The sequence below is a fragment of the Simplicispira sp. 125 genome, from assembly GCF_003096555.1.
GTDB lineage: Bacteria > Pseudomonadota > Gammaproteobacteria > Burkholderiales > Burkholderiaceae_C > Simplicispira.
The window spans coordinates 189,727-207,136 of the sequence record NZ_QEKM01000001.1; the positions used below are offsets into that span (position 1 = coordinate 189,727).

The window sequence follows — 17,410 nt, forward strand, 5'->3', positions numbered from 1 at the left end:
AAGGTCTGTCCATCGGGTCGGTATCATCCACGTCCATGAGTTTCTTTGCCATCCTGTTTGCGCTGCTGGTCGAGCAGGCCCGCCCGTTGGCGCGCAGCAACCCGATCCATGCCGGGCTGCGCGCCTGGTCACTGTCGGTCAGCCGCAATTTCGATGCGGGCAAGTCGCACCACGGCTGGGTGGCCTGGGCGCTCGCAGTGCTGGTGCCTCCCCTGTTTGTGCTGGCCGTGTACCAAGGGCTGCTCTGGTTCGTGGGCTGGCCGGTGGCGGTGCTTTGGAACGTGGCAGTGCTTTACGTCACCCTGGGTTTTCGGCAGTTCAGCCACCATTTCACCGGTATTCGCGATGCGTTGGAAGTGGGCGATGAAGACGCTGCCCGTGAACGCCTGGCGCATTGGCAGCAGGTGGATGTGGGTGACCTGCCGCGCAGCGAGGTGGTCCGCCACGTCATCGAATATTCGGTGTTGGCCGCGCACCGCCATGTGTTCGGGGTATTGGCCTGGTTCTCTGTGCTGGCTGCGCTGGGGTTGGGGCCCATGGGTGCGGTGCTGTACCGCATGGCCGAGTTTGTTTCCCGCTACTGGGCCGACCAGGGCGGCGACGCTGCGCAGCGGGCCAGCCCATCCTTGCGCAAGGCCACGGCCGATGCCTGGACTGCGATCGACTGGGTGCCTGCACGCCTGACGGCGCTGGTTTTTGCCGTCGTGGGCAGTTTTGAAGAGGCCATCGACGGCTGGCGCTTTCATGCCCAGCGTTTCCCCAATGACAACGACGGCGTAATCCTGGCCGCGACTGCAGGGGCCATCAATGTGCGCCTGGGCGGCGAGGCGCTCAAGTCGCGTGCCGATGCGCAGATGACGCAGGATTTCGAGGTGGACGCCCGCATCGGTGAGAGTGACAGCACCCCCGGGCGCGAGCCTGAGGTAGGCCATCTGCGCAGTGTGGTGGGCCTGGTCTGGCGTTCGGTCGTGGTGTGGCTGCTGTTGCTGGCCTTGCTGACCCTGGCCCGTTTGCTGGGTTGATTGATTTTCAAAATTGATAGCTGTTAGCGCTTGTGTATCAAGCGCTATAGCCCTATTTATTCCTATTTTTGGCAGATCGATGAACGAGACAACAGACACCCTTCCCCCCACGCCTGAGCAACTGGCCGAGGGATCCCGTGCGTTTTGGAAGGCTATGCAGGCAGAGCAGGGCGCATTGCAAGCCCTGTCCGCGCATGACCTGGTGGAGCGTCTCAATGCCCTGCTGGAGCCTGTGGTACCTGGTGTGGCGGCTGAAGTGGCGGGCGGCGCTGCCGAGGGTCCTGTGGGCACCGCTGCGCAGCTGGTGTTCACCTCGCACGGCAGCACAGCGCACTTTGCTGCCGTACAGGCCGTGGTGTCCCAAACGCCCCAGGACTTGCCGTGGGCAGTGGTGGCTTTTCGCCAGCGCGCCGGCGAGGGCTTTGGTATGCGCATGGACAAGTTTGAACTCTCCAGCCGCGACCTCCTGGTGCGCGCAGGGCAGTTCGAAGGCCGGGTGGCCTTGGGTCTGTCGTTTGCCCAGCCAGTGCCCATGGACATGCAGGACCATGCGCGGCACATGGCGTTCATCTTGCTGGACCACATGCTGGGCGAGTTCGATCTGGCGGTAAAAGTGGGGCTGGTGGAGTTTGAAGAAGATGGCCTGAGCGAAGGCACGGGTTTCGATGCTGCACCGCCTTTGCCGCTGGACCAGGCGGTGGCCGTGGTGGATGCACTGTGGCGCGATGCCTTGGGACGCAATGGCCAGTTTCCGGCGGGTTCACCCGACTGGGAGGCACTCCAGGGCCGCAGCGCCCAGGGCAGCGAAATACACGTCCAGGTCAACCGCAGCGCCAACACCTTGGTAGGCCGTGCCGACCTGGGTTGGCGGGTGGATGCCAGCCTGCCCGTGGACACGGCCAGCGCGCTGGCAGCGGCACGGGCGTTCGAAAAGGCCTGGACGGCGTCTCTGGCGGTGCACCAGCAGGGCATTTGCAGCCATGTGGTGCAGCGCGACGGCTGGCGCCATCTGTGCTGCTATGTGGCTGACAGCCCCGCCGCCGTGCAGGCTGCGTTGACCGTGGCACAGCGTTGTTTGGCCGATGCGCAGGCCCTTGAATTGGCCGTGACGCACGAGCCGGGCTGGGACGACTACCTGGTGTGGCTGGGTCGTTGCTAAGCCTGGCTTGTGCGGTGCCTGCTCATTCCATTTCTAAATCACCCGTGTCGTTGTTGCTTCGCCTTGCCGTGCTGCAGCATTGTCTGCGGCTTCGCGCCTAGACACGAATGATTTGGAAATGGAATCAGTACCGCGTCTGCCCCAGTTCGGCGAACAATTCGCTGTAGATTTTGTGGCGATGGGCGCTGAGCCCGTTGCTGCCTTCGCCCTGTCGCAGGGCTGCCAGTACGCCGCAGCCCGGTTCATGCAGATGGGTGCAGTTGTAGAACTTGCAGTGGCTGGCATGCGCCGCGATGTCGGGCATGCAGCCAGCCAGTTGCATGGGGGCGATGTGCTGCAGTCCAAACTCCTGAAACCCCGGCGAGTCGATCAGCGCCGTGGTGCGCTCCCCGTCCATCCAGTACCAGGTGGTGCTGGTGGTGGTGTGCTTGCCTGAATTCAAGGCCTGTGAGATCTCCCCGGTGAGCACCGTGGCACCCGGCACCAGCAGGTTGATGAGCGTGCTCTTGCCCGATCCAGAGGGGCCCAGCACCAGCGTGGTTTTGCCTTGCAGGTGGCGTACCAGCTCGGCGCGGCTGGTGGCATCGGCCTGCGCCAGGGACAGTGCCAGCACCTCATAGGAGCGGCCTTCGCCCATGTTGCGGTAGGGACGCAAACGCTCCCACGCCCGGGCGAAGGGTTCGGTCAGGTCGCTCTTGTTCAGGGCAATCAGCGGAGTGATGTGCGCGGCCTCGGCTGCAATGAGCGCGCGGGCCAGTTGGCTTTCGGAAAAAACGGGCTCGGCCGCAATGAGGATCAGCACCTGGTCCAGATTGGCCGCAAACGACTTGGTGCGGATCTCATCCTGGCGGTAGAAAAGGTTGCGCCGTTCCTGTACCTTCTCGATCGTGCCCTCGCTGCCCTGCCCGGATGGGGGCGCCTGCCACAGCACATGGTCGCCCACCACAGCCTGGCTTTTCTTGCCACGCGGGTGGCAAATGCGGCGCTCGCCGTCGGGCGACTCGACCATGCAGTGCCGCCCATGGCTGGCAACGATCAGGCCTTCCTGGAGGGTGCTGCGCTCAGCCATGGAAATGCGGCATCGGCATCACGCGACCAAGGCGTCAAAGCGCGCCGCACAGTCAAAGTCGCTGGCCGACAAACCGCCCACATCGTGCGTGTTCAGGCGCACCACGCAGCGGTTGTAATGCACGGACAGATCCGGGTGGTGGTCTTCGGCGTGGGCGATGAAGGCCAGAGCATTCACGAAAGCGATGGTTTCGAAATAGTTGGCGAAGCGGTAGGTCTTTTCGATGGCCACGTTGGCGCCGTCTCCGTGCAGGCTCCAGCCTTCGAGTTGGGCCAGTTTTGCTACTATTTCTGTAGCTGTCAGCGCTTTGCGGGTAAGCGTTGACCAGTCTTTTTTCTTTAAATAGGATGTCATGTGGATGCAGGGGTGGGCATGCGCGCCAGTCTTTCGACAGCCGGCGGGTGCGAGTAATGGAATTTCACGTAGAGCGGGTCTGGCGTGAGCGTAGAGGCATTGTCCTCGTAGAGCTTGAGCAGCGCCGAAGCAAGGTCTGCCCCGTTGGCCTGGGCCATGGCATAGGCGTCCGCTTCGAATTCATGGCGGCGTGAGAGCTGGGCGAACAGGGGTGCCAGAAACACGGTAAAGACCGGCACCGCCAATAGAAAAAGCAACAGCGCCAGGGCGTCGTTGGGTGCTGCAGGTGTATCGGTCACCAGCAGCGCCAGGCTGGGTTGTACGCTCAGGCCTGTAAAGAACCAGGGCTGGCTTGAAAGCCAGCCCAGCAGTGCAAAGCCCGCCAGGCTCATGGCAAACAGGCCCACCATGCGTTTGCGGATATGGCGGTGGTGGAAGTGCCCTAGTTCATGTGCCAGCACTGCCTCTACCTCGCCGGGAGTGAGTTGTTTGAGCAAGGTGTCATAGAACACCACGCGCTTGGCCGCGCCAAAACCCGTGAAGTAGGCATTGGCATGCGCGCTGCGGCGGCTGCCGTCCATCACGAACAAGCCTTTGGCCGCGAAACCGCAGCGTTGCATGAGGGCGGTGACGCGGGTTTTGAGCGACTCATCCTGCAGGGGCTGGAACTTGTTGAACAGCGGGGCAATAAAGGTGGGGTACACCACCATGAGCAGCAGGTTCAGTCCCATCCACAGGCCCCAGGCCCATAACCACCACAGCATCCCTGCAGCGCCCATCAGCCACAGGACGGCTGCTGCAACAGGAAGGCCAATAAGCGCTCCCAGCAGCGTGGACTTGAGCAGGTCGGTCAACCACAACCGCAGCGTCATCTGGTTGAAGCCAAAGCGTTGCTCCAGCACAAAGGTTTGGTACAACGTGGCGGGCAGATCGATCAGGCCGTTGACCAGTGCAAACGCGGCCAGCAGGGCCAACTGCTGGCGCATGCCGCCGCCCAGCAAGGACAGCAGCGCCTGGTTCAGCGCATCGAGCCCGCCCATCAGCGTCCAGCCCATCAGAACTGCAGTGCCCAGGGCCATTTCCAATAGGCCAAAGCGCGCCTTGGCGATGGTGTAGTCGGCAGCCTTCTGGTGGGCCTGCAGCGGAATGTGCGCGGCGAACGTGGCCGGGACGCCCTGGCGGTGGCGTGCCACGTGGCGAATCTGCCGCGATGTCAACCAGGCCTTGAGCAGGAAGCCGGCGACCAGGGCCAAGGCAAAAGCCAGAGTGAGGGCCAGCGAGGGCGAGAGGGAAGCAGGGGTGTCTACGGGCATGTCGCGCGAGTGTAGGGCATCAGCGACAATGCCGCCCATGTCTCAAACACCCATGGCACCAGCCCCTGTGCTGGCTAAATCCGACCTGAACCTTGTCTGGCTCGACTGTGAAATGACCGGGCTGGACCCCGAAGTGGAGCGCATCATCGAAATCGCTGTGGTCGTTACCGGCCCCTCGCTGGAGCCCCGGGTGGAAGGCCCGGTGCTGGTGATCCACCAGTCCGATGAGCTGCTGGGGAAAATGGATGCCTGGAACAAAGGCACGCATGGCCGCAGCGGCCTGATCGACAAGGTCAAGGCGTCCATGCTGACAGAAGAGCAGGCGCAGGAGCAGATCATCGAGTTCCTGGCGCGCTATGTGCCCAAGGGCAAGGTGCCGATGTGCGGCAACAGCATTGGCCAGGACCGGCGGTTTCTGGCCCGCTACATGCCCCGCCTGGAAGCCTTCTTCCACTATCGTAACGTGGATGTGAGCACCCTCAAGGAACTGGCCAAACGCTGGAAGCCCGAGGCCTACAGCAGCTTCAAAAAGGCCCAGAAACACACGGCACTCGCCGATGTGCAGGAGTCCATCGAAGAACTGGCGCATTACCGGACAAACTTCCTGTCTTTGTAGGGTGCTTGCGGGAAAACCCGAAGTTGTGCGATAATCGCAGACTTGCAATGCACATGCACTGCAATATTTGTGCATCTCCCTTCACACACTGGGTCCGCAAATCCTGGAACAGGCCAAGGCCTTCCATGTTGCGATGAATACCCACCCGCACCAGCGCGACGCTGGCGCAGGTTTCGTTTGATGGTTGATGTTTTTTGACCATTGACGAACCCACCACAAGCTGCGCTTGTGGGTGTTTTCGTGTGAGAAAAATATGACTGACACTTTCCAAGTGCAGGGCGAATTCGCGCCTGCTGAATCTTCCTTTGTCGCCGAAATTTCTGTGCAGGATGCCCCTGAGCATCTGGCTGCCGACGTGATTGCCGAGCCCAATGGCTTTGTCGAACTGGGCCTGGCGCCCGAACTCGTGCAGGCCGTTGCCGACCTGGGCTATACCCAGCCCACCAGCGTTCAGCTCAAGGCCATTCCCCTGGCCATGGGTTCGGGCTCCGAAGGCGGTCGCTTCATCGATCTGATGGTTTCCAGCCAGACCGGTAGCGGCAAGACCGCTGCGTTCCTGCTGCCCGTGCTGCATACGCTGATTCGCCAGCAGGCCCAGGCTGAAGCGGCTGCCCGTGCAGAGTTTGAGAAATCTGTCGCGGAAGCCGCCGCACGCGGCGAGGCCGCCCCGAAGCGCGCCAAGCGCAAGGACCCGACCAACACGCGCAACTTCAAGCCGGCTATTCCGGGCGCCCTGATTGTCTGCCCCACGCGCGAACTGGCGCAGCAGGTGGCGCACGATGCCATCGACCTGGTCAAGCATGTGCGCGGCCTGCGTGTGGCCAATGTGGTGGGCGGCATGCCGTACCAACTGCAGATCGCCAAGTTGCAAAACGCCGACCTGGTGGTGGCGACGCCCGGCCGCCTGCTGGACCTGCAGCGCTCGATGCAGATCAAGCTTGACAAGGTGCAGTTCCTGGTGGTCGATGAGGCTGACCGCATGCTTGATCTGGGCTTCTCTGACGATCTGGCCGAGATCAATCAGCTAACCAGCCAGCGCCAGCAGACCATGATGTTCAGCGCCACGTTTGCCCCCCGAATCCAGCAGCTCGCTATGCGCGTGATGCACGACGGCGGTGCTTCGGTGCAGAAGATCCAGATCGATTCGCCACAGGAACGACACACCAACATCAAGCAGATGCTGTATTGGGCCGACAACGCCCAGCACAAGCGCAAGATGCTCGATCACTGGCTGCGTGACACCACCATCAACCAGGCCATCGTTTTTGCCAGCACCCAAGTGGAATGCGACGGCCTGGCCGCCGATTTGCAACAGGACGGCTTCAGCGCCGTGGCACTGCACGGCGCTTTGAGCCAGGGTTTGCGCAACCGCCGCCTGATGGCGCTGCGCGGTGGCGAAGTGCAAATTCTGGTCGCTACCGATGTGGCCGCGCGTGGCATTGACGTGCCCACCGTGACCCACGTTTTCAACTATGGTTTGCCCATGAAGGCTGAGGACTATACGCACCGCATTGGCCGTACCGGCCGCGCAGGCCGCGATGGCCTGGCCGTGACCTTTGCCGAGTTCCGCGATCGTCGCAAGATCTTCGACATCGAGGGTTACAGCCGCCAGCAGTTTAAGGCCGAGGTCATCCCAGGTCTTGAGCCCATGCAGCGCATGCCATCGTCGCGCCCTGCGCCCGACTATGCCAACCGGGGCGGTGCTGGCGGCGGCGGGCGTGATCGCAAGTTCGGTGCGCCTCCTTCGCGCGGCGCTGACCGTGGCAATTTTGGCGGCGGATTTGGCGGTGGTTTCAATGACCGCCAGCGCGTGCAAGGGCGCCCCGGCGACGACCGCCGGCCTGCGCCGGGTGGTTTTGGTGGTGGCCGTGACGACCGTGGTTTTGCTCCGCGCCGCGACGGTGAAGGTGCTGGCCGCAAGCCTGGCTTTGGTGAGCAGGCCCGTGGCGGTTTTGCTCCACGGCATGAAGGAGCCGCCCCGCGCGGTGATTTCGCGCCGCGTCCGCAGCCATCGTTCTCCAAACCAGGTGCAGGCAAGTCGTTTGTCCCGCACGACGCACGCAAGCGCCCAGCGCGTCCTGCGCGCTGACCGCAGCAACCTGAACCGGCCTTGAGGGCCGGTTTTTTTTGGTCATCCGCAAGACAAAATCAAAAGCTGCCCGGACAATGGACGAAACAGGAGAAATTACCGTGCCGCCAACACTCTCTTCGGGTACCGACTTCGAGCACATGTTCGAGCTGGCGCCCACATCGCTCTGGCTGGAAGACTTCAGTGCACTCAAACAGCTATTCGATGCCTGGCGCGCCGAGGGTGTGACCGATCTGCGTGAACACCTGGCGCAGGACCCTGCCAGAGTGCACCAGTGCATTGCTTGCTACAAGGTTTTGCGGGTGAACCAGCGCACGCTGGAGCTTTTTGCCGCATCCAGCCAGACCGAGTTGATGCACAACCTGGACAAGGTTTTTCGGGATGACATGCAAACCCAGGTCGCCCATGAGTTGTCGCAACTGTGGTCGGGCTCACCGGAGTTCACCAACCAGACGGTCAATTACGCTCTGGATGGGCGGCGTCTGGATGTAAAAATCCGGGCGCGCATCCTCCCAGGGCATGAGGCAACTTGGAGTCGGGTACTGGTCTCGCTGGACGATGTAACGGCCCAGGTGCAGAGCGCCCTCAAACTACAGCGCAGCGAACGCTATGCGCGCGACCTGTTCGAGCATTCCCCTGTGTCGCTCTGGGTAGAGGATTTTTCAGCCGTCAAGCGCCTCATGGATGGGGTGCGTGCCCAGGGTATTCGCGATTTCAAGACTTTCATCAAGGTGCACCCCGAGTTTGTTTCGCGTTGCATGGAAGAGATACGGGTTATCGACATCAATCAGCTGACACTGAAGATGTTTGGCGCCGTGGACAAGGGCGAATTGCTCAACAACATCGGGCGCATTTTTCGCGGCGAGATGCACGATTCTTTCGCCGAACAGTTGCAGGACCTCTGGGACGGCAAACTGTTCCAGCAGCGCGAGGTCATCAACTATGCGCTTTCGGGAGAGCCCGTGTACATCCACATGCAGTTTTCGGTGCTCGAAGACCACCATGAGCAATGGGATCTGGTTCTCCTGTCACTGGTGGACATCACAGCGCGCAAGAAGGCCGAAGCCTATCTGGAATACTTGGGCAAGCACGATGTACTCACCCAGTTGCGCAACCGGACCTTCTATGTCGAGGAACTCAACCGCATCACGCGCAAGGGACCCTGGCCTTTGAGTGTGATCACCATTGATCTCAATGGCCTCAAGTCCATCAATGATGAGCATGGCCATGCTGCGGGTGATGCGCTGCTGCGGCGAATGGGCGAGGTGCTGGCCAAGGCCGTGGAGGCATCAGCCTGCGCTGCGCGTATTGGTGGAGACGAATTCACGGTGCTGCTGCCAGGCACCGATGAACGGGGGGCGCTCGCGGTGCAGGAGCGCATCAGCTCTTTGGTGGACATCAGCAACCAGTTCTATCCCGGGCAGCATTTGAGTCTAGCCATGGGCACGGCCACCTGCTCCTCGGGCGATCAGGTCGAGTCGACCTTGCATCGTGCAGACAAAGCCATGTATGTCGAAAAGCAGCACTACTATCAGCAGCAACCCCGCGAGCGCCGTGGCAGCAGCGATTCGCAAGCCTGAGTCTTTCAGCCCGCGTGCTGCCCGATTTCGGGCCAGCGGTGGTGCAGGTAGATCCAGGCCACAAGCCCAACGCTCATCATGAGCAGAGATGCGGTGGCCAATAGCAGAGTCGAATGCATGATCAAGGGCACCACCACGCCTGCCACCAGCCCGTTGGCTGTCGATCCGACAAAGGCTTGCAAGGACGAGGCCATGCCCCGGCGCTCAGGGTAGAGATCGAGGACCAGCAGCGTTACCACCGGAACCATCAGCGCCCAGCCAAAAGCAAAGAGGGCGATGGGCAGCATGGCCCAGGCCACATGGGGGGGCAAAAACAGGTTGGCCACCAGGTTCAGGACTGACATGGTGAGCATGATCAGAAACCCGTGGCGAATCTGCCGTTTGGGTGCTATGCGCCCCGCCAGGCGGCCGCTGAGCCAGGCGCCGGACATGATGCCCGAGATGGTCAGCATGAAAAACCAGAAAAACTGCGTAGGAGCCAGTTCCAGGTGCTGGCCGAGAAACGCCGGGGCCGCCAGAACATACAGGAACATGCCATTGAAGGGAACACCGCTGGCCAGTGCCAGCAGCAAAAAGCGCGGGCTGGAGCCCAGTTGCCAGTAACCACGCATCAGGTGCTGCACATTGAATGGCTGGCGGTGGTCGGTGTGCAGGGTCTCTGGCAGGAGCCGGTAATTGGCTGTCCACAGCGCTACTCCGATGGCGGTGAGAAACCAGAAAATACTGTGCCAGCCGGTATGCACATAAAGCCATCCACCCACAATGGGCGCGACGGCTGGTGCCACACCGAAATAGATGGTGACCTGGCTCATCACCTTCTGTGCCTGGGCGGGAGGGAACATGTCACGGATGACCGCCCGCGACACAACAATGCCCGCACCAGTTGAAAGGCCCTGCAGGGCACGGAACAGCACCAGTTGTTCAATGCTCTGCGCCAGGGCGCAACCCGCCGATGCCAGGGTGAACATGGCAATGCCCCACAGCACGACGGGCCTGCGGCCAAAGCTGTCTGCCAGCGCGCCATGGAACAGGTTCATGAAAGCAAAGCCAAACAGGTAGGCTGAGAGCGTTTGCTGCATTTCGACCGGAGTGGCACCCAGAGCGCCAGCGATGCCTGAGAAGGCCGGCAGATAGGTGTCGATCGAGAACGGGCCCAGCATGCCTAGCAAAGCCAGCAGTACGGCCAGCGCCCAACGGGGCGCGCGCCAGAGTTCATTGGCTTGCGGGTTCATAGTGACAAGGCAGGCGGGTGAAGCGCAGGCTGTGCGCGGCAGAGAAGCAGCAAATTATGGGCGAAAGCACGGCGGTGTGCCGCGCCCGTGCAGACAGCGCCTTTTGCCGGAGCGGGCGGTCGACATTGCAGGCTGAACGGGTAAGCTGGCGCTGGTATGAAGTGGCGGGTTCCCATTCCGCGGACCGAAGAATTTTTTTACCAAATGTACCGATAGATTCGACATGAGCAAGGCATTTACCAAAGAAACCGATGCAGACGAGGACGACGGTCACGAACTGCCACCTTTGCCTGCAGGAACCAAGAACTACATGACGCCCGGGGGCTATGCGCGGCTGCGCTCCGAGTGGCTGGAGCTGATGGACAACGAGAGACCCCGGATGGTTGAAATCGTGCACTGGGCAGCCAGCAATGGCGACCGCTCGGAAAATGGCGACTATCTCTATGGCAAGAAGCGCTTGCGCGAAATCGACCGACGGATTCGCTTTCTGACAAAGCGGCTGGAAATGGCCGAAATCGTCGATCCCGCCCTCCATGCAGGCAGCGAGCAGGTGTTTTTCGGCGCCACGGTGACGTATGTGGATGATCTGGATGTCACGCGCACCATCACCATCATGGGCATTGACGAGGCCGACAGCAGTCTAGGGCAGGTGAGTTGGGTTTCCCCAGTGGCCCGTGCGCTGCTCAAGGCGCGGGTGGGCGACGAAGTGGCGTTGCCCACACCGGCGGGCTCCCGGGCCCTTGAAATACTCGCGGTTTCCTATCCGCAAGCGATCAGCTGAGCGGCAGCGCGCGCATGGCCCGCAATACGGCAGGTGTGCGGCGCAGATTGCGCAGGGCTGCTTCCAGGTGGGCTTGGTCTCGCACGGCGATGATGAAGCGCAGGTCGATGGTGTCCAGCGCAGTCTCATCGTCCATGTCCACATGGGTGATGTCTGCTTCCGAATTGGCCAGTTCGGAAGCAATGCGGGCCAGAACACCCTTGCCATTGTTCACGGTCACGATGATGCGTGTCTCGAACATGCGCACCGGTTCTTCCGACCAGTCCACCGCAATAAAACGCTCACTGTCCTTGTTCTGCAGGCGCTTGGCCACCGCACATTGCGCGACGTGCACGACAAGTCCCTCGCCACGGCCCAGATAGCCCACGATGCTGTCGCCCGGGATGGGGCGGCAGCATGGGGCATATTTAATAGACACGCCTTCGCTGCCATCCAGGGTAACGCCCCCTTGGGACACTGTCTCGTGCGAGGTGTAGCGTTCCCGTGTCAGGAGCAGTGCGTTGGGGCGGTGGCCGTGCTCAGACATCAACCCGACCAGCCGCTTGGCCACAATGGAGGCAACACGTTTGCCCAGACCAATGTCGGTCATCAGGTCGCTGCGCGAGCGGCTTCCAGTGAAGCGCAGGAGTTTGTCCCAGATCGGCAGGGTCTCATCACCAGAATCTGGCAACTGCTCCAGGCCTTCTGCACGCAGTGCCTGTGTCAGTAGTTTTTCGCCCAGGCTTTCCGATTCACTTTGCGCCAGGGTCTTGAGATGGTTGCGAATTTTGGAGCGCGCACGCCCGGTGCGCACAAAACCCAACCAGGCCGGGTTGGGGGTTGCGTTGGGTGTGGTGATGATTTCCACCACATCGCCGTTTTTCAGTTCGGTGCGCAGCGGAACCTGCTCGTTGTTGATTTTGGCCGCGCTGGTATGGTTGCCGACATTGCTGTGGATGGCGTAGGCAAAATCGACCACGGTGGCGCCGCGGGGCATGGCCATGATCTGGCTCTTGGGGGTGAAGATATACACCGCGTCCGGGAACAGATCCACCTTCACATGGTCCCAGAACTCGGCGGCGTCACGGGTTTCATTCTGGATGTCGAGCAGGGACTGCAGCCATTTGGTGCCCAGCCGCTCTGCCGCTGTACCGTCCGTACTCTGCGCCTTGTAAAGCCAGTGGGCTGCCACACCGGCCTCCGCAATCAGGTGCATTTCTTCGGTGCGCATCTGGAATTCGATGTTCACGCCTGAAGGGCCTACCAGCGTAGTGTGCAGCGACTGGTAGCCATTGAGTTTTGGAATGGCGATATGGTCCTTGAACTTGCCTGGCGCAGGCTTGTACATCTGGTGCAGAACGCCCAAGGCGGTGTAGCAATCCGTGATGCCGGGGACGATCACCCGAAAGCCATAGATGTCGGTCACCTGTGCAAAGCTCAGGTGCTTGAGTTCCATCTTCTGGTAGATGGCGTAGAGGGTTTTTTCGCGCCCAGCCAGCCGGGCCTGCATGCCAATACGTGCAAAGGCGGCATCGACATCGGCCTGGACTTTTTGCACCAGGTCGCGGCGACGATTGCGCGCCTTGCCCACCGCTTTGGCGAGCGTGACGTAACGCCACGGGTGCAGATGCCGGAAAGAGAGGTCTTGCAGTTCGCGGTAGGTTTGGTTGAGTCCCAGGCGATGGGCGATGGGCGCGTAGATTTCCAGCGTTTCGGACGAAATGCGCCCCCATTTGCTGCGCGGCATGTCGGACAAGGTCCGCATGTTGTGTGTGCGGTCGGCCAGCTTGATCAGGATGACCCGTACATCGCGGGCCATGGCGAGCAGCATCTTGCGGAAGGACTCGGCTTGGTTTTCTTCGCGGGTGTCGAACTGCAGTTTGTCGAGTTTGGTCAGCCCATCGACCAGTTCGGCGACGGGTGCGCCAAAGCGGTCAATCAGATCAGCTTTGGTGACGCCGCAATCTTCCATGGCGTCGTGCAGCAGTGCGGCCATGAGCGCCTGGGCGTCGAGCTTCCAGGTGGCGCATTGGGCGGCAACCGCAATCGGATGGGTGATGTAGGGCTCGCCGCTGTTGCGTAATTGGCCGAGGTGTGCCTCGTCGGCGTAGCGGTAAGCCTGGCGGACCATCTCTACCTGGGTGGCATCCAGGTAGTCCAGGCTGTCGGTGAGTGCGGCAAAGCTGGCCGCTGCTGCATTGGCAGCCGCCGCAGAACTGGCGCCCGGAATCGCCGAGGACTCGCCCGGTCGAATGTCGCCCGCAGGGGAATTGTTCAACACCGCTTTCATGCCTTTAATGTAGCGCGGCTGCCGCCTGGAGATGGGATCCATAAAAAAAGCACCGCCTGGCGGTGCTTCTTTTTTAGGTCGGCGGCAGAAATATCAGCCGGGAACCTTCTTGAGCATTTCAATGCCCACTTTGCCTGCAGCGATTTCGCGCAGCGCTGTCACGGCGGGCTTGTTGCGGCTTTCGATGCGGGGAGCATGTCCGTGGCTGAGCATGCGCGCGCGGTACGTGGCTGCCAGCACCAGTTGGAAACGGTTGGGGATTTGCTCAAGGCAATCTTCGACGGTGATGCGGGCCATGGTTTCTCCGGGGTGTCAGGAAATGTTGAGCGACACAAAAGTCTCTGCGCGCGCGCGGCGCTGGGCCGCATATTTGAGTCGCTGTGCATGGACAATGGCTTTCAGATCGAAAAGCGCACGCTCAAATAACTCGTTGATTATAACGAAGTCGAATCGGCTTACCTGGGCCATCTCCTTGGCCGCGTTCTTCAGGCGCACCTCGATGACCTCGGCAGAGTCTTCGCCACGGCGCTCCAGACGCGAACGCAATTCGTCCCAGCTCGGGGGCAGGATAAAAATGAGCACGGCATTGGCAAAAACCTCCTTGATCTGGAGTGCGCCCTGGAAGTCGATTTCCAGAATCACATCGTTGCCCTGGGAGATGCGTTCTTCGATGGCCTTTTTCGAGGTGCCATAGCGGCGGCCATGCACATTGGCCCATTCCACGAAAGCATTGGATGCCACCATGGCGTCGAACTCTGACTCCGACGCAAAAAAATACTCGCGCCCGTGTTTTTCCTGGCCTCTGGGGCCGCGCGTAGTGTGCGAAACCGAGGCGTGCACCTGGGAGTCGAGTTCCTGCAAAGCCTTGACCAGACTGGACTTGCCCGCTCCGCTGGGTGCAGCGACGACGAATAGATTGCCTGGATATTCCATAAGGGGTGAGCGCAATGCGCTATGAAAATTAAAGCGTCACTCGATATTTTGCACTTGCTCGCGCATCTGCTCGATCAGAACCTTCATGTCCACGCTGATGCGTGTGAGGTCAAGCGCCGATGATTTGGAGCCCAGGGTATTGGCCTCACGGTGCAGTTCCTGGATGAGAAAGTCCAGGCGCTTGCCGACCTCGCCGCCTTTTTTCAGCAGCCTTTCGATTTCGTCCAGGTGCGATTGCAGGCGGGTGACTTCCTCGGCCACGTCGATGCGGATGGCGAAGGCCGTGGCCTCTGACAAGGCGCGATCCTGTGCGGCCTCGGGCGTTGCGGCGCCTTCGGCCAGGCCCATGGCTTCCTTCCAGCGTTCCATAAAACGCTGGCGCTGCTGCTCTACCAGCAGGGGAACCAGGGGCGTCGCCTGCTGGGCCAAGGCGCCCAATTGCTTGACGTGGCCCCGAAGCATGGTCACCAGGCGCGCACCTTCCTGCTGCCGGGCTTCCAGCAAGGCAGTGAGGGCCTGTTCGGCCAGTGCCGGTACGGTTTCACTCCAGTCCTCGGTGCCTGCGCCCTGGCCTGTGCACAGGCGTAAGACCTCTGCCACGCTCAAAGGGGCTGCCTGGGGCAGCCAGGCGCGCACGGCGTCCTGTGCTGAGTTGAGGCGTTGCAGCATGCGCGGCGACGGATCGGGAATGGTCGAAGAGTCGCCGCTTTCCAGTGTGGCGCGCACTTCGACCTTGCCGCGTTTGATCTTCGCGGTCAGCAGGGTGCGCAGCACGGGTTCCATGGCGCGCAGTTCGTCAGGAAGGCGGAACGAGAGATCAAGGAAGCGGCTGTTGACGGAGCGGATCTCCAGTCCCAGGCGCCGCCCGGGGAGCGGCCGGGCTTCGGCTTCGCTGCTCCCGGCGCCCGCACCGTGCTGGGCGCTGGCGTATCCGGTCATACTGTAAACTGGCATTGGGCTTTTGATGGTTGCTTGCGATCCGGCGATTATCCGGGTTCTGATCGGCCCCCAAATCTTCTGCGCAAAATATGTCAAAAATCAAACCGGCGCCGCTGCCGCCCGATACCACGATTGGTGGTTACCGTGTGATCCGCCGGTTGTCCTCCGGTGGTTTTGGTGTCGTCTACCTGGCCGTGGATGCCGAGGGGCAGCAGGTGGCCATCAAGGAATACCTGCCGTCGTCGCTGGCGACCCGCGCTCCGGGCGAGTTGTTGCCCAAGGTGCCCCCCGAAAAACTGTCGCTCTACCGTCTGGGGCTCAAGAGTTTCTTTGAGGAAGGGCGCGCGCTGGCCCAGATCTCGCACGCCTCGGTGGTCAGCGTGCTCAATTTTTTTCGTGAGAACGAAACCGTCTACATGGTGATGAACTACCTGGAGGGGGGAACCCTGCAGGATTTCATCATCACCGCGCGCGATCTCAAGACGCAAAAGGTGTTCCGCGAGTCCACCATCCGCAGTCTGTTCGATGAAGTCTTGCGCGGCATGCGCATCGTGCACCAGCACAAGATGCTGCACCTGGACATCAAGCCGGCCAATATCTTCATCACCGACGACAACAAGGCCGTGATGATCGACTTTGGCGCCGCGCGCGAGGTGCTGTCCAAGGAAGGCAACTTCATCCGCCCCATGTACACGCCCGGATTTGCCGCTCCCGAGATGTACCGGCGCGACTCGTCCATGGGTCCCTGGACCGACATCTACGCCATCGGCGCATGCATTTACGCCTGCATGCAGGGTTTTCCGCCCAACGAGGCGCCGCAGCGCCAGGAAAAAGACCGGCTGTCGCTGGCGTTGGCCAAGCTGCGCGGGGTGTATTCGGACAACCTCATCGAGGTGGTCGAATGGTGCATGGCGCTCGATCCCCTGTCGCGCCCGCAGTCGGTGTTTGCGCTGCAAAAGGAGCTCTCGCGCGAAGGTGAGCGCCGCTATACCAAGCTGAGTGTGGGCGAAAAAATGCGCCTGCAACTCGATACCCTGGTGTCCGACACCAAGAAAAATGTACAAAAAGTGGGTGACGCCACAGGAATCGGAGCCAAGCCCAAATGAAATTCTCCGTATTCCAGATCAGCCGCCGTGGTGGCCGTGAGAAGAATGAAGACCGTATGGGTTACTGCTACACGCGGGAATCCGGCCTGTTCGTGCTGGCCGACGGCATGGGCGGACACCCCGAGGGCGAGGTGGCTGCGCAGATCGCCATGCAGACCGTGGCGGCCTTGTTCCAGCGCCAGGCGCGGCCTGTGCTGGAGGATGTACAGGAGTTTTTGTCCTCTGCACTGCTGGCGGCCCACCACCAGATCCTGCGCTATGCCAGCGACAAAGGCATGATCGATTCGCCGCGCACCACGCTGGTGGCCGCTGTGGTGCAGGCGGGAAGTGCCACCTGGATCCACTGTGGCGATTCGCGCCTGTACATGGTGCGCGGTGGCGAGTTGCTGACGCGCACGCGCGATCACTCCTACCTGGAGCTGCGCAACATGCCGATCGGGCTGGAGCGCATCAACCGCAATGTCTTGTTCACCTGTCTGGGCTCGCCCACCAAACCCATCTATGACATGACGGGGCCCGTGCACCTGGAGCAGGGCGACCGTATTCTGCTGTGCTCCGACGGCCTGTGGGGCACCCTCAGCGACGAGGAAATCGGCAAGCAGCTGGGCAGCCAGACAGTATCAAATTCCGTGCCGGAACTGGTGGAACAGGCTTTGCGCAAAGCGGGTGACAGCAGCGACAACGTCACGGTAGTGGCCATGGAGTGGGAAACCCCCGACGCCTACGAGTCCACCCAGGGCGTGTCCACCGACAGCATCAGTGACGATGTGTTCGCTTCCACCATCCAGGCAGGGCCCATTGATGGCCTCGTCGACGATCTGGACGATGAAGCCATCGAACGCTCCATTGCCGAAATCAACGAGGCCATTCGCCGCTCTGCCGCACGCAAAGCATGACAACCCCCTGAGTGTCGCTGCGCGCCGACCCTTGCGCGGTGGTCGCAGGCCT

16 protein-coding genes are annotated in these 17,410 nt (G+C 61.4%); 8 read left to right on the top strand and 8 right to left on the bottom strand.

All coding sequences use genetic code 11. The features are described 5' to 3' along the window. Positions 1 to 35 precede the first annotated feature (35 nt). Both C8D04_RS00895 and C8D04_RS00900 read left to right on the top strand, forming a co-directional pair. Entirely contained in the window at positions 36 to 1,022 is a 987-nt protein-coding gene (locus tag C8D04_RS00895) for a CobD/CbiB family protein (protein WP_116003182.1), read from the top strand. Positions 1,023 to 1,101: 79 nt separating this feature from the next. Continuing rightward, positions 1,102 to 2,181: a hypothetical protein gene (locus C8D04_RS00900; RefSeq protein ID WP_116003183.1), complete on the top strand. Its 1,080-nt coding sequence runs from the start codon at positions 1,102 to 1,104 to the stop codon at positions 2,179 to 2,181. Positions 2,182 to 2,305: 124 nt separating this feature from the next. On the opposite strand, the gene rsgA is transcribed toward C8D04_RS00900, so the two are convergent. The 3 genes from rsgA to C8D04_RS00915 are packed head-to-tail and all read right to left on the bottom strand — an operon-like array spanning position 2,306 to position 4,917. Further along, positions 2,306 to 3,250 (bottom strand): ribosome small subunit-dependent GTPase A, encoded by a 945-nt coding sequence (gene rsgA / locus C8D04_RS00905; protein ID WP_116003184.1) that lies wholly within the window; start codon positions 3,248 to 3,250, stop codon positions 2,306 to 2,308. An 18-nt stretch (positions 3,251 to 3,268) separates the two neighbouring features. Further along, positions 3,269 to 3,604 carry a 4a-hydroxytetrahydrobiopterin dehydratase gene (locus C8D04_RS00910; protein WP_116003185.1) on the bottom strand — a complete coding sequence of 112 codons (336 nt, stop codon included), beginning with the start codon at positions 3,602 to 3,604 and terminating at the stop codon, positions 3,269 to 3,271. Next, positions 3,601 to 4,917, bottom strand: a complete 1,317-nt coding sequence (locus tag C8D04_RS00915) for a M48 family metallopeptidase (protein ID WP_116005932.1) — start codon at positions 4,915 to 4,917, stop codon at positions 3,601 to 3,603. The genes C8D04_RS00910 and C8D04_RS00915 overlap by 4 nt, the downstream gene beginning before the upstream one ends. 37 nt (positions 4,918 to 4,954) lie before the next feature. Between C8D04_RS00915 and orn the strand changes: the two genes are divergently transcribed. From orn to C8D04_RS00930, 3 genes are all read left to right on the top strand, one after another. Beyond that, the gene (orn, locus tag C8D04_RS00920) at positions 4,955 to 5,533 is read left to right on the top strand and encodes an oligoribonuclease (protein ID WP_116005931.1); all 579 of its coding nucleotides are present in this window, start codon (positions 4,955 to 4,957) and stop codon (positions 5,531 to 5,533) included. Between the two features lie 253 nt (positions 5,534 to 5,786). Further along, positions 5,787 to 7,622 (top strand): DEAD/DEAH box helicase, encoded by a 1,836-nt coding sequence (locus tag C8D04_RS00925; RefSeq protein ID WP_116003186.1) that lies wholly within the window; start codon positions 5,787 to 5,789, stop codon positions 7,620 to 7,622. A 101-nt stretch (positions 7,623 to 7,723) separates the two neighbouring features. Continuing rightward, complete coding sequence (locus tag C8D04_RS00930; protein ID WP_116005933.1) at positions 7,724 to 9,202, top strand: sensor domain-containing diguanylate cyclase; 1,479 nt, start codon at positions 7,724 to 7,726, stop codon at positions 9,200 to 9,202. A 5-nt stretch (positions 9,203 to 9,207) separates the two neighbouring features. On the opposite strand, the gene C8D04_RS00935 is transcribed toward C8D04_RS00930, so the two are convergent. After that, on the bottom strand, positions 9,208 to 10,434 hold the full coding sequence (locus C8D04_RS00935; protein WP_116003187.1) for a multidrug effflux MFS transporter: 1,227 nt from the start codon (positions 10,432 to 10,434) through the stop codon (positions 9,208 to 9,210). A 223-nt stretch (positions 10,435 to 10,657) separates the two neighbouring features. Here C8D04_RS00935 and greB point away from each other — a divergent pair, with 223 nt between their 5' ends. Continuing rightward, complete coding sequence (greB, locus tag C8D04_RS00940) at positions 10,658 to 11,215, top strand: transcription elongation factor GreB (RefSeq protein ID WP_116003188.1); 558 nt, start codon at positions 10,658 to 10,660, stop codon at positions 11,213 to 11,215. Here the strand turns inward: greB and C8D04_RS00945 are convergent. The 4 genes from C8D04_RS00945 to C8D04_RS00960 all read right to left on the bottom strand — a co-directional run bounded on the left by C8D04_RS00945 (position 11,208) and on the right by C8D04_RS00960 (position 15,371). Beyond that, positions 11,208 to 13,484, bottom strand: a complete 2,277-nt coding sequence (locus C8D04_RS00945; RefSeq protein ID WP_116005934.1) for a bifunctional (p)ppGpp synthetase/guanosine-3',5'-bis(diphosphate) 3'-pyrophosphohydrolase — start codon at positions 13,482 to 13,484, stop codon at positions 11,208 to 11,210. The two genes, greB and C8D04_RS00945, sit on opposite strands and share 8 nt — an antisense overlap. 93 nt (positions 13,485 to 13,577) lie before the next feature. Then, positions 13,578 to 13,781, bottom strand: a complete 204-nt coding sequence (gene rpoZ, locus C8D04_RS00950; RefSeq protein WP_116003189.1) for a DNA-directed RNA polymerase subunit omega — start codon at positions 13,779 to 13,781, stop codon at positions 13,578 to 13,580. Between the two features lie 15 nt (positions 13,782 to 13,796). Continuing rightward, positions 13,797 to 14,417: a guanylate kinase gene (gene gmk, locus C8D04_RS00955; protein WP_116003190.1), complete on the bottom strand. Its 621-nt coding sequence runs from the start codon at positions 14,415 to 14,417 to the stop codon at positions 13,797 to 13,799. Positions 14,418 to 14,453: 36 nt separating this feature from the next. Continuing rightward, the gene (locus C8D04_RS00960; protein WP_116003191.1) at positions 14,454 to 15,371 is read right to left on the bottom strand and encodes a YicC/YloC family endoribonuclease; all 918 of its coding nucleotides are present in this window, start codon (positions 15,369 to 15,371) and stop codon (positions 14,454 to 14,456) included. Positions 15,372 to 15,445: 74 nt separating this feature from the next. On the opposite strand from C8D04_RS00960, the gene C8D04_RS00965 reads away from it, so the two are divergent. Beyond that, the gene (locus tag C8D04_RS00965; protein WP_116003192.1) at positions 15,446 to 16,462 is read left to right on the top strand and encodes a serine/threonine-protein kinase; all 1,017 of its coding nucleotides are present in this window, start codon (positions 15,446 to 15,448) and stop codon (positions 16,460 to 16,462) included. Beyond that, positions 16,459 to 17,358 carry a PP2C family serine/threonine-protein phosphatase gene (locus C8D04_RS00970; protein ID WP_116003193.1) on the top strand — a complete coding sequence of 300 codons (900 nt, stop codon included), beginning with the start codon at positions 16,459 to 16,461 and terminating at the stop codon, positions 17,356 to 17,358. The genes C8D04_RS00965 and C8D04_RS00970 overlap by 4 nt, the downstream gene beginning before the upstream one ends. Positions 17,359 to 17,410: the final 52 nt, after the last annotated feature.

Excerpts from the sequence above, each read along its gene's own strand:
- C8D04_RS00895 (WP_116003182.1), top strand. The coding sequence starts at position 36 with ATGAGTTTCTTTGCCATCCTGTTTGCGCTGCTGGTCGAGCAGGCCCGC.
- C8D04_RS00900 (WP_116003183.1), top strand. The coding sequence starts at position 1,102 with ATGAACGAGACAACAGACACCCTTCCCCCCACGCCTGAGCAACTGGCC.
- rsgA (WP_116003184.1), bottom strand. The coding sequence starts at position 3,250 with ATGGCTGAGCGCAGCACCCTCCAGGAAGGCCTGATCGTTGCCAGCCAT.
- C8D04_RS00910 (WP_116003185.1), bottom strand. The coding sequence starts at position 3,604 with ATGACATCCTATTTAAAGAAAAAAGACTGGTCAACGCTTACCCGCAAA.
- C8D04_RS00915 (WP_116005932.1), bottom strand. The coding sequence starts at position 4,917 with ATGCCCGTAGACACCCCTGCTTCCCTCTCGCCCTCGCTGGCCCTCACT.
- orn (WP_116005931.1), top strand. The coding sequence starts at position 4,955 with ATGTCTCAAACACCCATGGCACCAGCCCCTGTGCTGGCTAAATCCGAC.
- C8D04_RS00925 (WP_116003186.1), top strand. The coding sequence starts at position 5,787 with ATGACTGACACTTTCCAAGTGCAGGGCGAATTCGCGCCTGCTGAATCT.
- C8D04_RS00935 (WP_116003187.1), bottom strand. The coding sequence starts at position 10,434 with ATGAACCCGCAAGCCAATGAACTCTGGCGCGCGCCCCGTTGGGCGCTG.
- greB (WP_116003188.1), top strand. The coding sequence starts at position 10,658 with ATGAGCAAGGCATTTACCAAAGAAACCGATGCAGACGAGGACGACGGT.
- C8D04_RS00945 (WP_116005934.1), bottom strand. The coding sequence starts at position 13,484 with ATGAAAGCGGTGTTGAACAATTCCCCTGCGGGCGACATTCGACCGGGC.
- rpoZ (WP_116003189.1), bottom strand. The coding sequence starts at position 13,781 with ATGGCCCGCATCACCGTCGAAGATTGCCTTGAGCAAATCCCCAACCGT.
- gmk (WP_116003190.1), bottom strand. The coding sequence starts at position 14,417 with ATGGAATATCCAGGCAATCTATTCGTCGTCGCTGCACCCAGCGGAGCG.
- C8D04_RS00960 (WP_116003191.1), bottom strand. The coding sequence starts at position 15,371 with ATGCCAGTTTACAGTATGACCGGATACGCCAGCGCCCAGCACGGTGCG.
- C8D04_RS00965 (WP_116003192.1), top strand. The coding sequence starts at position 15,446 with ATGTCAAAAATCAAACCGGCGCCGCTGCCGCCCGATACCACGATTGGT.
- C8D04_RS00970 (WP_116003193.1), top strand. The coding sequence starts at position 16,459 with ATGAAATTCTCCGTATTCCAGATCAGCCGCCGTGGTGGCCGTGAGAAG.